Here is a 16,531-nt window from a genome sequence, read left to right as displayed (position 1 = left end):
ATGAGATTTTTAGTGTCTGAGAATATTCAGCCTTATTTTGTTCTTTGTAAATATATTCTGTTCGGGGAATCATGAAAAGTAACTGGTATTTTAGAGCGTTGATATTTTGTTTGGGGTGAAATGCGACTCACTTCATTGAATTTATTAAATGTGTTTTTTCATTATTGACAGAATGTCTGGCAAAAGGCATTTCTTTTTCGCACAGATGCAGCACCAGAAATATCGAACTCCCAATAAAGTAATCACAGTAAAGAATTAATTTGAACAAATCTGAAACCTTATTGGTTTTCGGAGAGTTGTACATTGCAGTTGTTCTGGTGTTGCTTTGTCACCCTGTATTCCAGACTCAATGCAGAGATGAAAATGATCAATCGGATGCTTTCGCGGTGATGGCAGGTGTCCTGGAATTGTGGCGTTTCATCTGCATAGCCATGGCTGCAGTCATCAATATTTATTCGCTCCGCTGATGAAAACCAGTGCGCAATGAATGATTCATGCATTAGAAGGATATTATTTTGTTTCCTCAGACTTTTTCTTTGCACCCAACTCAAGAAAACATCTTTTACGATCAGGCGCTGACTCCATTGAGTACTCGGTACAATGTCGGGGCTTATACGTTAGCAAACCATATTGATCCTCTGATTCTGCAGCGTGTCTGGTCACTGTTGGTGGCGAATCTGGATGCACTGCGTCTCACCTTCAGTGTTTCTGCTGATGGTGAGGTGCGGCAAACCCTGTCACCTGAGACCGGGGACGATACAGTTCGTCTCGTGGATTTCAGTGCCAGTCCGACGCCTAAAGCGGATGCAGAGCTTTGGTTGAGCCAGGATATGGCGCAGCCATTCGACTATCTCGGAGACAACCTCCATCAGCTGACGTTGATCCGGTTGGACAATCAAATCTGTTATCTCTTTATCAAACTGCACCATTTAATTTGTGACGGTCTGGGGATGTACCAGCTTCAGCAGTATGTACACCAGCTTTATCAGGACATTGCGAACCAGCAGAACCACGAGTGGCTGAGTGATCTTCCCCAGTATCAACCCGCTGTTGAGCGAGCCAGAGAGTATCTGAGTTCATCCCGATGTCAAAAAGATCAGGACTATTGGACGGCGTTTCTGCAGCAGCATGACATGACTTGCCTTTCCGCTCGGTATTCTGAGAAAGGGAGTCATTATTCAATCCAGGCTTTGCCGGAGTCATTAAAGTTTGCAATGCAGGATTACTGCGAACAACACGGTGTGACGATGCAGGCGATGTTGTTTGGCGCAGTGAGTGTGGTGCTGTCACGGATGATCGGTCAAACTGAGCTCTGTTTCAGTACGGTGACCCATGGCAGGCAAGGACATCAGGGTATGCAGGTTGTCGGGATGCATTCAAATGATTATCCGGTTGCGATGACGGTGACACCGGAGGCGGTCAGTCTGGATTATATTCAAGCTTGCATGCGAACACTCAAAAGTGCCTTGCGTTATTGCAGATACCCGGCAGCCCACCTGAGTCGGCTCGCGCGTGAGCATGGAGCAACGCTACCGAATGTAACCATAAACTATGAAGCTTTTGCTAAAGAATGTGTAGGACATCATCTCACGCGAGTGTACGAGCAAGATATCAGTCAGGCACTTTTACTGAGACTGAAAGATTATGGTAGTGACAGCCCGTTCGTCATATCAGCCCATGTTCTGGATGCTTTTTTCACACCAGAAGAAAGTCAGGCGTTTATCGGGCGGGTGGTGAAAGTGTTATCGACCTTGATTGAGCAACATGACACGCGTATCCGTGATATTGACTTGGTTTCAGACTCTGAAAGACACACCCTGCTGACCACCTTCAACCAGACGGAAGCGCCTTACCCGCAGGACCAGAGTCTGGCGGCGCTGTTCGAAGCGCAGGTGGCACGAACACCGGACAACATCGCACTGGTGTTTGAGGGGCAGTCCCTGACTTACCGTGAACTGAACAGTAAAGCCAACCAGTTGGCACGGCAGATCCGGCAGACATACCGGGCGTCTCATCAGGCCGAATTGTCTGCGGACACACTGGTCGCGCTGTATTTGGATCGAAGCCCGGAGATGGTTATCAGTATGCTGGCGGTGCTGAAAGCGGGGGCGGCTTACGTACCCATCTCGCCGGATTACCCGGCAGAGCGGAGCGCATTCATTTTAGAAGACACCAAGTCGCCGCTGGTGATCACTCATGGCCCGCAGCAGGCGAATGTCGACGCGCTTCTGTCGGGCGGACATGCTGCGCAGATGCTTCTGGCGGACAGCGATGCGTTGCAGACATTGCCGGACAGCAACCTGGGCAGCGGGCCGTCACCGGCCGATCTGGCGTATGTGATTTATACCTCGGGAACCACAGGCCAGCCGAAAGGGGTGATGGTGGCGCATCAAAATGCCGCACATCTGATTCAGGCCCAGCAATCGCTGTTTCAGACGTCGCAGCGCCAGTATGCCTTGTGGTTTGCATCCTATGTGTTTGACGCCTCGGTGTGGGAAATATTTGTAAGCCTGACTAGCGGGCTGAAGGGCTATCTGTGTGCTGAGCATGAGCGGAATGCCACACAGGTGGCCGAGGTGATTGAGCGGGAGGGCATCGATTTTGCGACCCTCCCGCCTGCAGTGCTGTCACTGATGACAGAACGGACCTTCCCGTCACTGTCGGTGCTGATTTCGGCTGGGGAGTCTCCTTCCGATAGCCTGCTGGCGCATTTCAGCCAGCACAGTCAGGTTTTGAATGCTTACGGACCGACTGAAAGCACGGTGTGTGCCAGCGCGAAGTTATACCAGCCGGGGGATATCGCCAATAATATCGGTGCGCCTATCAGCAATACCCAGCTGTATGTGCTGGATGAGCATCAGCAGCTGCTGCCGCTGGGTGCGGTCGGTGAACTGTACATTGGCGGGGCTGGTCTCGCCCGGGGCTACCTCAACCGTCCGGCACTGACGGCGGAGCGTTTTATTGCCAATCCGTTTGCGACGGATACTGATCATGAGAAGGGGTATACCCGGCTGTACCGCACTGGGGATCTGGTGCGCTGGCTGCCGGACGGCAACCTGGAATATCTGGGCCGGAACGACCATCAGGTGAAGATCCGGGGTTACCGGATTGAGCTGGGCGAGATTGCCAGCGTGCTCAGTGCTGAGCCGAGTGTGCAGCAGGCGGTGGTGGTCGATCTGGACCGGGAAGGTAGCCAGGTACTGGCGGCCTATGTGGTTCCGACTTCAGAAGCGGTGGATACCGAGGCGCTGTGTCAAAGTCTGTCGGCCCAACTGCCGAAATATATGGTGCCGGGCAGTATCACACAGATAGAGAAACTGCCGCTGACGATTAACGGCAAGCTGGACCGCCGGGCATTACCTGCGCCGGTGTGGGTGAGTGAAGACAGTTACCGGGCGCCGCGCAATGCAATGGAAATGCAGCTATGTCAGGTTTGGCAGCAGGTGCTCGGGGTTGAGCGGGTCGGCATTGACGATAACTTCTTCCGGTTAGGGGGAGACTCGATTCAGGCGATTAAGCTGACGGCGGCCATGCGTGCCCGGCTGAATACAGATGTGCCGCTGGCGACACTCTTTGGTCAGCCAACAGTGGCGGGGTTAAGTGCACAGCTGAATGCTTTGTCGGAGATGATTGAGATCCCGGCGCTGGCATTAGAGAGCTATCCGTTGTCCTTTGCTCAGGAGCGGATGTTATTTATTGAGGACTTTGAACAGGGAACATCCGCCTATCACATTCCGCAGCTGTTCCAGTTAGCGAGCGCAGATGTATTACCGGCACTGTGTCAGGCACTGCACATCGTGGCAGACCGCCACCCGGTGCTAAAAAGCGTCTATGGCTACGATGAGCGAGGCGTGGGTTATCAGCGTGTTGGGTCTGATGCGTTGGCGGTCACGACGACGGTTCTGACCGATGATGCTGCACTGGAAGCGGCTGTCCGTGCCGACATCGGCATGCCTTTTTCCTTGCGGGAAGCCCCGGGGATGCGTGTGCATCATTACGTGGTGGACGGGGATGAGCACCAGGAAGCGCAGCATTACCTGTTGATGCTCTGGCACCACATCGCAATGGACGGCTGGTCTGTTGAAGTCTTCTTCCGTGAGCTCAGCGAAGCCTATCAGGCGCTGCTGGAAGATCGTGCCCCAAGCCTGCCCGAGCTGCCGATCAGTTACGGTGACTATGCGCACTGGCAGCGGGAATACCTGCTGGGGGCGGTAAGGGAGCAACAGCTGTCTTACTGGCAGGATGCGCTTAGCGGCTATGAGACACTCAACCTGCCGACGGACAAGTCAAGGCCAGCCGCACTGGATTATGCAGGGCAGAACCTTCACTTTAGTCTGCCTGTCGAGGTCTCTACAGCGCTGAAAGCGCTGGCCAAAGCCCGGGGGACGACTCTGTATACGGTGCTGCTGAGTGCCTTCAGTGTCTTGTTGTCGAAGTACAGTCATCAGGAAGATATTTTACTGGGAACCCCCACGGATAACCGTCATCACAGCCAAACTCAAGGGCTGATCGGGATGTTTGTGAATTCTCTGATACTGCGGACGCAGGTGAAATCTGGAGATACCATCGCAACATTGATTGATGAGACTCACGCCGTGGTAACCGGAGCCAAAGCCCATCAGGACCTGCCGTTCGAGCAGTTGGTGGATGCGCTGGGCGTAACGCGGGATCCGAGTCGTCATCCGCTGTTCCAGGTGATGTTCAGTATGCAGTCCTTTGATGATGGGGGATTCAGTCACAGCAACTTGCCGCTGAGTCCGGTCGCTGCGACGGCAGTCGATTTCAGCCCGGCGAAATATGATCTCAGCCTGTTCCTGGAAGAAGGAGAGAACGGGGGGCAGTCAGTGATCCGTGGTTCATTGAACTTTGCGACCCGCCTCTTTACGGAAGCAAGTATGTTCCGCCTGCTGAGTGGTTATCAAACGCTGCTGACGGTGTTTGCGGAGTCATCGGAGACCCGGATCTGCGAAATTGACCTGCTGTCTGATGAAGAAAAACACACTCTGCTGACCACCTTCAACCAGACCGAAGCGCCATACCCGCAGGACCAGAGTCTGGCGGCGCTGTTCGAAGCGCAGGTGGCAAGAACGCCAGATAACATTGCGCTGGTATTTGAGGGACAGTCCCTGACTTACCGGGAGCTGAACAGCAAAGCGAATCAGCTGGCGCGGCAGATCCGGCAGGTGTGCCGGGCGTCTCATCAGGCAGAAATACCGGCTGATACCCTGGTGGCGCTGTATCTGGACCGCAGCCCGGAGATGGTGTTCAGCATTCTGGCGGTTTTGAAAGCGGGGGCGGCCTACGTGCCCATCTCGCCGGATTACCCGGCCGAGCGGAGCGCGTTTATTCTTGAAGATACCCGGGCGCCGTTGCTCATCACCCATGCACCGCAGCGGGCGATCGTCGACGCTCTTCTGTCGGGCGGACAGGCTGCGCAGATGCTGCTGGCAGACAGCGAAGCACTACAGGCATTGCCGGACAGCAACCTGGGCAGTGGGCCGTCACCGGCCGATCTGGCGTATGTGATTTATACCTCGGGAACCACAGGCCAGCCGAAAGGGGTGATGGTGGCGCATCAGGGCGTGGTGAATCTGGCGTACTTCATGCGGGACAGTCATCAGCTGAATCCTCAGGCGAAGGTCTTGTGTTTTGCCAATTACGTGTTTGATGCATCGGTATATGAGCTGTTTCCATCCCTGATGTTCGGGTGTGAGTTGCATCTGGCCACATCAGTGATGCAACGTGATGAGCAGGCATTGCTGACATATCTGAATGAACACGAAGTCTCTAAGGCATTCCTGCCGACTGCGCTGTTCAACTATCTGGGGGATAAGCTCGCCGGGACATCCCTGAAAGTCTTGCATGTGGGTGGAGAATCGCTCAATCCGCTGGCCCAATTGCCGGTCGAAACCCTTTTCAATCAGTATGGTCCGACAGAGGCAACGGTCTGTGCGACTCAGAAAGCTGTGCTTCCGAATGACGTGAGTATTGGGCAGCCCATCAGCAACACCCAGCTGTATGTGCTGGATGAGCATCAGCAGCTGCTGCCGCTGGGTGCGGTGGGTGAGTTGTACATCGGCGGGGCCGGTCTGGCCCGGGGCTACCTCAATCGGCCTGAGTTGACAGCGGAGCGCTTCATTGACAACCCGTTTGCCACGGAAGCGGATAAGGCGAAAGGGTATACCTGGCTGTACCGCACCGGGGATCTGGTGCGCTGGCTGCCAGACGGCAATCTGGCATATCTGGGCCGGAACGACCAGCAGGTGAAAATCCGGGGCTACCGGATTGAGCTGGGCGAAATCGCCAGTGTGCTCAGCGCTGACCCGAGTGTCCAGCAGGCGGTGGTGGTCGACCTGGACCGGGAAGGCAGCAAGGTACTGGCGGCTTATGTGGTGCCGGGCGATGACAATGTTGATACCGAGTCATTGCGCCAGAGTCTGTCTGCACAGCTGCCGGAGTACATGGTGCCGGGCAGTATCACGTTGATTGATCAGGTGCCGCTTACCCTCAACGGCAAGCTGGACCGCCGGGCGCTTCCGGCGCCGGTGTGGGTGAGCGAAGACAGCTACCGGGCGCCGCGCAATGCGCTGGAAACCCAGCTGTGTCAGGTGTGGCAGCAGGTCCTCGGCGTCGAGCAGGTTGGTATCGACGACAACTTCTTCCGTCTGGGCGGGGATTCCATTGTCAGTATTCAACTGGTCAACAAGCTGCGTCAGGCCGGGTTCAGTCTGCAGGTGAAGACCCTTTTTGACCACCCGAGCATCAGCACGCTGGCGGGGGTGCTGTCAGAGGCGCAAGTGGCGGCAGAGATGCTCACCGAGCAGGGCGAACTCACCGGGACGTTTGGTTTACTGCCCATCCAGCAGTGGTTCTTCGAATGTGAGTGGCCGTTGCCACAACACTGGAATCAGGCCTTCATGGTCCGGATCCCCGGGGAAATTGCGCGGGTTGACATTGAGCGGGCGTTGGCGGCACTGGCTGCTCAGCACGATTGTCTGCGTACCCGCTTTACCAAAACTGCACAGGGGTATGAGCAATGTTACCAGCCTTCGGGCCGACAGCCTGCCCTGCAATCCCTGGACATCAGCGGGATGAATGAAGCGTCATTACAGCAGGCTCTGACCGATGTGCAGAGCGGATTTGATTATCACGCAGGGAACGTCTGGCAGGCAGCTCATCTGACCGGCTATGCCGACGGCAGCGCCCGGTTGTTTTTTGCGGCGCACCATCTGGTGATTGACGCGGTCTCCTGGCGGTTGATTGCGGAGGATATGCGCCTTCTGCTGAATGGGGAAGCGCTGCCGCCAAAAACCAGCAGTTACCGCCAGTGGGTTGATATGGTGCGGCATTACGGTGAGACGCACTCGGAGGAGGTGGCTTACTGGTCATCGGTGCTCTCTGCACCTGCGTTTGAACTGGCCCCGGCGGCACTCAGTGAACACAGGGCTGCGTTGTCCCCGGCCATGACTTCGGCGTTGCTGTCTCAGGCCGGGCAGGGATATCACACCCAAGTCAACGACTTGCTGCTCAGTGCGTTGGCGGTCGCGCTTTCGGAGACCTTCGGTCAGGCGGAGAACAGCATTCTTCTGGAGGGGCACGGCCGGGAGGCGATTGATGCACGAATTGATCTCTCCCGTACCGTGGGCTGGTTGACCACCATGTACCCGGTCAGACTGACGAGCGCACCGGCGATGGCTGATACCATCATTCAGACCAAAGAGATGTTACGGGCCATCCCGAACAAAGGGATCGGCTATGGCGCGCTGGCGGATCCGCTGGGTCAGCCCTTGCCCCGGGTCAGTTTCAACTATCTTGGGCAGCTCAGTGTCGGTGAAGCCGATACGCTGTGGTCGCTGACCAGTGAGCCGTGCGGCGTGATGGTTGCGCCGGAGAACCAGAGCCCCTTGTTGCTCAATATTAACGGCGCGGTGCAGGATGGCACACTGTCTTTTTATGTGCACTGCCGGTTAGGTGAAGCGCAGGGTGAGGCGTTTGCCCGGGCATTTGAGCTGGCGCTGTGCGCTGTGATTGATACCGCCTGCACCCAGGCTGTTCTGGGTGGCGTCCGAACGGCCAGTGATTATGGTCGGGGTGTGGTGTCTCAGTCTCAGTTGGCGCATTTACAGCAGCGTTATCACGGCATTGAAGCGATTTATCCGGCCAGTAGTTTGCAGCAGGGCTTTATTTATCATCAGCTCAGTCAGCCTGAGGATGACGCGTATTGCGTGCAGTTGCTGATGGATTACCACTGCACCCTGGATGTTGCGACCTACCGGGCGGCCTGGCAGCTGGCGGCGGAACGTTTCCCTGTCCTGCGGATGGCATTTGACTGGCAGGAAGCGCTGCTGCAGATTGTCCTGTCTCCCGCGGAAGCGAGTGGAGCACCGCTGGAGGTGGTAGATATCAGTCACTTGTCGGCAGCCGAACGAGATTTGGAAATCAAACGGTTGCAGCTGGCAGACCGGGTGAAAGGCTTTGACCTGACGCAGCCGGGGCTCTTCCGACTGACCCTGATCCGGCACCATGAGCACCATTACACCCTGCTGAAAACCGAGCATCACAGCATCGCAGATGGCTGGAGTGGTCCGGTGCTCTGGCAGGCGGTACATGGGTATTACCAGCAGCTGTGTCAGGGGCAAACACCCATGATCACCGCAGACGAGGCGTATGCCCGGACGCAGCAGTTCCATCTGTCCCATCAGGCGGAGACGGAGGCGTACTGGCTGATGCAGCAGTCTGCCTGGGACGGTGGGAATGACGTGACGCCGTTGCTGACCCACCCGGTGAACCTTGCAAATCTCAGGCAGATTGATCGCCCGGCAGTCCAGACACTGACTCTGGCCGAAACCCATTATCAGCAGTTGAAGGACACCTGTCAGCAGTTAGGCGTAACGCTCAACGTGGCGTTGCAGTTTGCCTGGCATAAACTCCTGCACACCTATACCGGAGACTCGCAGACTCTGGTCGGGACCACGGTCTCCGGGCGGGATGTGCCGGTTGAAGGCATTGAGCAGAGTGTCGGCCTCTATATTAATACCCTGCCGCTCTGTGTGGACTGGTCGGCGTCAGTCAACATTTCAGAAGTCTTACAGGGGATCCACCAGCAGGTGGCCGCCATCAACACCCATAGTGCCATGTCGCTGGCGAAGCTTCAGCAGAGCGGGGAGCGCTTGTTCCATTCGCTGATGGTGTTTGAGAACTATCCGGCGCCGGACACGGGTGCCCAGGCCGACGATTCGATTGCGAACCACATTGTTTTCCGGGATGCGATCGAGAAAGTGGATTATCCGCTGGCGGTGATGGGGTACGAACAAGGCCAGACTCTGGTGGTGAAACTCAGTTATGGTCTGGACTGGCTGGATGATGCACAGGCTCAGCGTCTGTTGCAGCAGGTTCAGGCGATCTTAATGGCGGTCGCCCGTGATCCGCATCAGCATCATGACGCGATCACGCTGCTCTCCACGGAGGAAAAACAGACCCTGCTGACCACCTTCAACCAGACGGAAGCCCCGTATCCGCAGGACCAGAGTCTGGCGGCGCTGTTCGAGGCGCAGGTGGCAAGAACACCGGACATCATTGCATTGGTGTTTGAGGGGCAGTCCCTGACTTACGGTGAGCTGAACAGCAAAGCCAATCAGCTGGCGCGGCAGATCCGGCAGGTGTACCGGGCGTCTCATCAGGCAGAGCTGCCGGCTGATACCTTAGTGGCGCTGTATCTGGACCGCAGCCCGGAGATGGTGATCAGTATTCTGGCGGTGTTGAAGGCTGGAGCGGCCTACGTGCCCATCTCGCCGGATTACCCGGCAGAGCGCAGTGCGTTCATTTTAAAAGATACCTGTGTGCCGCTGGTGATCACCCATGCACCGCAGCAGGCGAGCGTCGATGCTCTTCTGTCGGGGGGACATGCTGCGCGGATGATTCTGGCCGACAGTGACGCCTTGCAGGCATTGCCGGACAGTAACTTAGAAAGCGGCCCGTCGCCGGAAGATTTGGCCTATGTGATTTACACCTCGGGGACCACAGGTCAGCCGAAAGGGGTGATGGTAGCGCATCAGAGTGCGGGAAACACCCTGCAATCGATGCAGGCTGTTTATGATTTCGATCTTTCAGGAAGCCGGGTTTCCTGCTTCAGCCAGTACACCTTTGATGTGTCTGTTTCTGAAATGTTGAACAGTTTGCTTTTCGGTGGTGAGTTACATTTGCTGGGAGAATCGTGTCGGAGAGATCCGCATGTACTGAGTGCGTATATTGATGCGCAGGCGCTCAATATCCTGTATGTGCCGCCGGTGGTTCTGGCTGCGTTACCTCAGAAGCAGCATGCTTCTTTAAAGACAATCCTGTTTGCCGGTGAGTCCTGTGACCCTGAGGCTTGTTTGTACTGGCACCAACATTATGCGCTGTATAACTTTTACGGCCCGACTGAGGCGAGTATCTATGCGGCAGGGAAGTTAACGGAACGCCGGAACCTGAATGAGATTGGCCAGCCCATCAGCAACACCCAGCTGTATGTGTTGGATGAGCATCAGCAGTTGCTGCCGCGGGGTGCGGTGGGTGAGCTGTACATCGGCGGGGCCGGTCTGGCCCGGGGCTACCTCAACCGCCCTGAGCTGACGGCGGAGCGCTTCATTGCCAACCCGTTTGCCACGGAAGCTGACAAGGCGAAGGGCAATACCCGGCTGTACCGCACCGGGGATCTGGTGCGCTGGCTGCCAGACGGCAATCTGGCATATCTGGGCCGGAACGACCAGCAGGTGAAAATCCGGGGCTACCGGATTGAGCTGGGCGAAATTGCCAGCGTGCTCAGTGCTGAGCCGAGTGTCCAGCAGGCGGTGGTGGTCGACCTGGACCGGGAAGGCAGCAAGGTACTGGCGGCTTATGTGGTGCCGGGCGATGGCGATGTGGATACTGAGTCACTGCGTCAGAGTCTGTCGGCACAGCTGCCGGATTACATGGTGCCGGGTAGCATCACGGTTATAGAAAAACTGCCGCTGACGATTAACGGCAAGCTGGACCGCCGGGCGCTGCCAGCGCCGGTGTGGGTGAGCGAAGACAGTTACCGGGCGCCGCGTAATACGCTGGAAGCCCAGCTGTGTCAGGTGTGGCAGCAGGTCCTCGGCGTCGAGCAGGTTGGTATCGACGACAACTTCTTCCGTCTGGGCGGGGATTCGATTGTCAGTATTCAACTGGTCAACAAGCTCCGTCAGGCCGGGTTGAGCCTGCAGGTGAAAACCCTTTTTGACCACCCGACCATCAGCATGCTGGCGGGGGCATTGTCAGAGGCGCAAACTGCGGTGGAGATGCTGACCGAGCAAGGCGAACTCACGGGCTCGTTTGGTTTACTGCCCATCCAGCAGTGGTTCTTCGAATGTGACTGGTCGTCGCCACAACACTGGAATCAGGCCTTCATGGTCCGGATCCCCGGGGAAATTGCGCGGGTTGACATTGAGCGGGCGTTGGCGGCACTGGCTGCTCAGCACGATTGTCTGCGTACCCGCTTTACCAAAACTGCACAGGGGTATGAGCAATGTTACCAGCCTTCGGGCCGACAGCCTGCCCTGCAATCCCTGGACATCAGCGGGATGAATGAAGCGTCATTACAGCAGGCTCTGACCGATGTGCAGAGCGGATTTGATTATCACGCAGGGAACGTCTGGCAGGCAGCTCATCTGACCGGTTATGCCGACGGCAGCGCCCGGTTGTTTTTTGCGGCGCACCATCTGGTGATTGATGTGGTTTCCTGGCGGTTGATTGCGGAGGACATGCGCCTTCTGCTGAATGGGGAAGCGCTACCGCCGAAAACCAGCAGTTATCGTCAGTGGGTCGAGACGGTACGACATTACGGTGAGACGCACTCGGAGGAGGCGGCTTACTGGTCATCGGTGCTCTCTGCACCTGCGCTTGAACTGGCCCCGGCGGCACTCAGTGAACACAGGGCTGCGTTGTCCCCGGCCATGACTTCGGCGTTGCTGTCTCAGGCCGGGCAGGGATATCACACCCAAGTCAACGACTTGCTGCTCAGTGCGCTGGCCGTCGCGCTTTCGGAGACCTTCGGTCAGGCGGAGAACAGCATTCTTCTGGAGGGCCATGGCCGGGAAGCGATTGATGCACGGATCGATCTCTCCCGTACAGTGGGCTGGTTGACCACCATGTACCCGGTCAGACTGATGAGCGCACCGGCGATGGCTGATACCATCATTCAGACCAAAGAGATGTTACGGGCCATCCCGAACAAAGGGATTGGTTATGGCGCGCTGGCGGATCAGTTGAGTCAGCCTTTACCCCGGGTCAGTTTCAACTATCTTGGGCAATTGAGTGTCGGTGAAGCCGATACGCTGTGGTCGCTGACCAGTGAGCCGTGCGGCGTGATGGTTGCACCGGAAAACCAGAGCCCCTTGCTGCTCAATATCAACGGGGCGGTGCAGGATGGCACACTGTCTTTTTATGTGCACTGCCGGTTAGGTGAAGCGCAGGGTGAGGCGTTTGCCCGGGCATTTGAGCTGGCGCTGTGCGCTGTGATTGATACCACCTGTACCCAGGCTGTAGTGGGTGGCGTCCGAACGGCCAGCGACTATGGCCGGGGCGTGCTGTCTCAGTCTCAGTTGGCGCATTTACAGCAGCGTTATCATGACATTGAAGCGATTTATCCGGCCAGTAGTTTGCAGCAGGGCTTTATTTATCATCAGCTCAGCCAGCCTGAGGATGACGCGTATTGCGTGCAGTTGCTGATGGATTACCACTGCGCCCTGGATGTTGCGACCTACCGGGCGGCCTGGCAGCTGGCGGCGGAACGTTTCCCTGTCCTGCGGATGGCATTTGACTGGCAGGAAGCGCTGCTGCAGGTCATTTTGACCCCATCAGGCGCAGGCGAACCAGATATTGACGTCGTGGATATCAGCCACTTGCCGGAGGCGGCGCGTGAGGAGGAAATCAGACGTCTGCAGCAGGCTGACCGGGCGAAAGGCTTTGACCTGACGCAGCCGGGGCTCTTCCGACTGACCCTGATCCGGCACCATGAGACTCATTACACCCTGTTGAAAACCGAGCATCACAGCATCGCGGATGGCTGGAGCGGTCCGGTGCTCTGGCAGGCCGTGCATGAGTATTATCAGCAGTTCAGCCAGGGGCAAACACCCGTGATCACCACAGACAAGGCGTATGTCCGGACGCAGCAGTTCCATCTGTCCCATCAGGCGGAGACGGAGGCGTACTGGCAGGAACAGCGGTCTGCCTGGGAAGGGGGGAATGACGTGACGCCGTTGCTGACTCACCCGGTGAACCTTGCAAATCTCAGGCAGATTGACCGCCCGGCAGCCCAGACATTGACCCTGGCCGAAACCAGTTATCAGCAGTTGAAGGACACCTGTCAGCAGTTAGGCGTAACGCTCAACGTGGCGTTGCAGTTTGCCTGGCATAAACTCCTGCACACCTATACCGGAGACTCGCAGACCCTGGTCGGGACCACGGTCTCCGGGCGGGATGTGCCGGTTGAAGGCATTGAGCAGAGTGTCGGCCTCTATATTAATACCCTGCCGCTCTGTGTGGACTGGTCGGTGTCAGTCAACATTTCAGAAGTCTTGCAGGGGATCCACCAGCAGGTGGCCGCCATCAACACCCACAGTGCCATGTCGCTGGCGAAGCTTCAGCAGAGCGGGGAGCGATTGTTCCACTCGCTGATGGTGTTTGAGAACTATCCGGCGCCGGACACGGGTGCCCAGGCCGACGATTCGATTGCGAACCACATTGTCTTCCGGGATGCGATCGAGAAAGTGGATTATCCGCTGGCGGTGATGGGGTACGAACAAGGCCAGACTCTGGTGGTGAAACTCAGTTATGGTCTGGACTGGCTGGATGATGCACAGGCTCAGCGGCTGTTGCAGCAGGTTCAGGCGATCTTGCTGGCGGTCGCCCGTGATCCGCATCAGCATCATGATGCGATCACGCTGCTTTCCACGGAGGAAAAACACACCCTGCTGACCACCTTCAACCAGACCGAAGCCCCGTACCCGCAGGACCAGAGTCTGGCGGCGCTGTTCGAAGCGCAGGTGGCAAGAACGCCGGACAACATTGCGCTGGTGTTTGAAGGGCAGTCTCTGACTTATCGCGAACTGAACAGCAAAGCCAACCAGCTGGCCAGACAGATCCGGCAGATGTACCGAGAAACTCATCAGGTAGCGCTGCCCGCCGATACCCTGGTGGCGCTGTATCTGGATCGAAGTCCGGAGATGGTGATCAGCATTCTGGCGGTGCTGAAAGCGGGGGCGGCTTATGTGCCCATCTCGCCGGATTACCCGGCAGAGCGCAGTGCGTTCATTTTAGAGGATACTAAGTCGCCGCTGGTGATCACTCATACACCGCAGCGGAAGAAAGTTGAGGCGCTCGTGGCGACAGGACATGCGGCAACAATTGTTCTGGCGGACAGTGAGACATTGCAGGCACAGTCGGGCAGCAATCTGGACAGCGGACCGGCGCCGGAAGATCTGGCGTATGTGATTTACACTTCAGGGACCACAGGTCAACCGAAAGGGGTGATGGTGGCGCATCAGGGCGTGGTGAATCTGGCGTACTTCATGCGGGACAGTCATCAGCTGAATCCTCAGGCGAAGGTCCTGTGTTTTGCCAATTACGTGTTTGATGCATCGGTGTATGAGCTGTTTCCGTCCTTGATATTCGGGTGTGAGTTGCATCTGGCTACATCGGTGATGCAACGTGATGAGCAGGTACTGCTGGATTATCTGGCTGAGCATGAATTGACGAAGGCTTTCCTGCCGACTGCGCTGTTCAATTATCTGGGCGATAAGCTTGCCGGGACGTCCCTGAAAGTCTTGCATGTGGGGGGAGAATCGCTCAATCCGCTGGCTCAGTTGCCGGTCGAGACTCTCTTTAATCAGTATGGTCCGACCGAGGCAACGGTCTGTGCGACTCAGAAAGCTGTGCTTCCGAATGACGTAAGTATTGGGAAACCCATCAGCAATACCCAGCTGTATGTGCTGGATGGCAATCAGCAGCTGCTGCCGCTGGGTGCGGTGGGTGAGCTGTACATCGGCGGGGCCGGTCTGGCTCGGGGCTACCTTAACCGTCCGGAGCTGACGACAGAGCGCTTTATCGTCAATCAATTTGCGACGGAAGCCGACAAAGCGAAGGGCTATACCCGGCTGTACCGCACCGGGGATCTGGTGCGCTGGCTGCCGGACGGCAATCTGGAATATCTGGGTCGGAACGACCAGCAGGTGAAGATCCGGGGTTACCGGATTGAGCTGGGTGAAATCGCCAGTGTGCTCAGTGCTGAGCCGAGTGTCCAGCAGGCGGTGGTGGTCGATCTGGACCGGGAAGGCAGCAAGGTACTGGCGGCTTATGTGGTGCCGGGCGATGACAATGTTGATACCGAGTCATTGCGCCAGAGTCTGTCGGCGCAATTGCCGGAGTACATGGTGCCGGGCAGTATCACGTTGATTGATCAGGTGCCGCTGACCCTCAACGGTAAGCTGGACCGCCGGGCGCTGCCGGGGCCGGTGTGGGTGAGTGAAGACAGCTACCGGGCGCCGCGTAATGCTCTGGAAGCCCAGCTGTGCCAGGTGTGGCAGCAGGTACTCGGGGTTGAACGGGTCGGTATTGATGACAACTTCTTCCGTCTGGGTGGGGATTCGATTCAGGCCATCAAGCTGACAGCGGCCATGCGTACGCAGCTGAATGTGGACATTCCGCTGGCAACGCTCTTCGGTCAGCCCTGTATTGCCATGCTGTCTGAAAATCAGGTTTTTGATTCGCATGACGCGTTAATCACGATGCTGACGCCAAATTCGCAGGCTGAATCCTGCTTGTTCATGATTCATCCCGGAACTGCCAGCAGCGAAGTTTATGCGGCGCTCGCACAGTCCCTTTCTGAGGATTTTCATTGTATTGGCGTGAATAATTACAATTTGGTCATGCCATCTGCTGTGGAGTCATTACCCGCTTTAGCTGATATCTATTTGTCACAGATGACGAAATACAGATTGTTCGAGAAGCCTGTTCGCATTCTTGGTTGGTCATTAGGTGGTTTGCTGGCAATGGAAATCGCGTACCAGTTAGAGCAATACGGTGTGAAGGATATCAAGCTGTACCTGCTGGATACGGTGATTCAGTCACCGGCGTTGCAAGCATTACTACCGTCAATTTCAGAAAAAATTGCATTGATGACGGAGAAATATCAAAGAAGTGCTCTGGATCCTGAATATGTGAATAAAATCCTGCAAGCTGTCCCTGCTGAGTCCCGGATCAATCAAATGCCTGTGAGCGGTCAACTCCAACATACGCAGGTGACTTTGTTCAAAGCGATGCTGTCTGATCCTGATCTTCAGAGCGATAACAGTCTGGAATTTCAGCAATTGATTCTGAACACGCCGGACAACAATGTGGCTCAGTACACCAAGCAATCATTAACCACAATGAATATGCATGGTTGCCATCACAGCAACATGCTGGAGGATATCGAGATGTTGAAAACAGTCATCGTTCAATCAAGTTAAATCCGCGGGTGATTTAATGAGTTTGG

General features: G+C 56.4%; 1 protein-coding gene. It reads left to right on the top strand.

Annotated elements, in window-relative coordinates:
• The first annotated feature begins 515 nt into the window (after positions 1-515).
• Positions 516-16,505 carry an amino acid adenylation domain-containing protein gene (locus tag ACYP03_RS15065; RefSeq protein WP_459780741.1) on the top strand — a complete coding sequence of 5,330 codons (15,990 nt, stop codon included), beginning with the start codon at positions 516-518 and terminating at the stop codon, positions 16,503-16,505.
• The last annotated feature ends 26 nt before the right edge of the window (positions 16,506-16,531 follow it).

Source organism: Photobacterium sp. R1 (genome assembly GCF_054600795.1).
The sequence above is the reverse complement of the archived record's forward strand: the minus strand, read 5'-3'. Positions and strand labels throughout refer to the sequence as shown.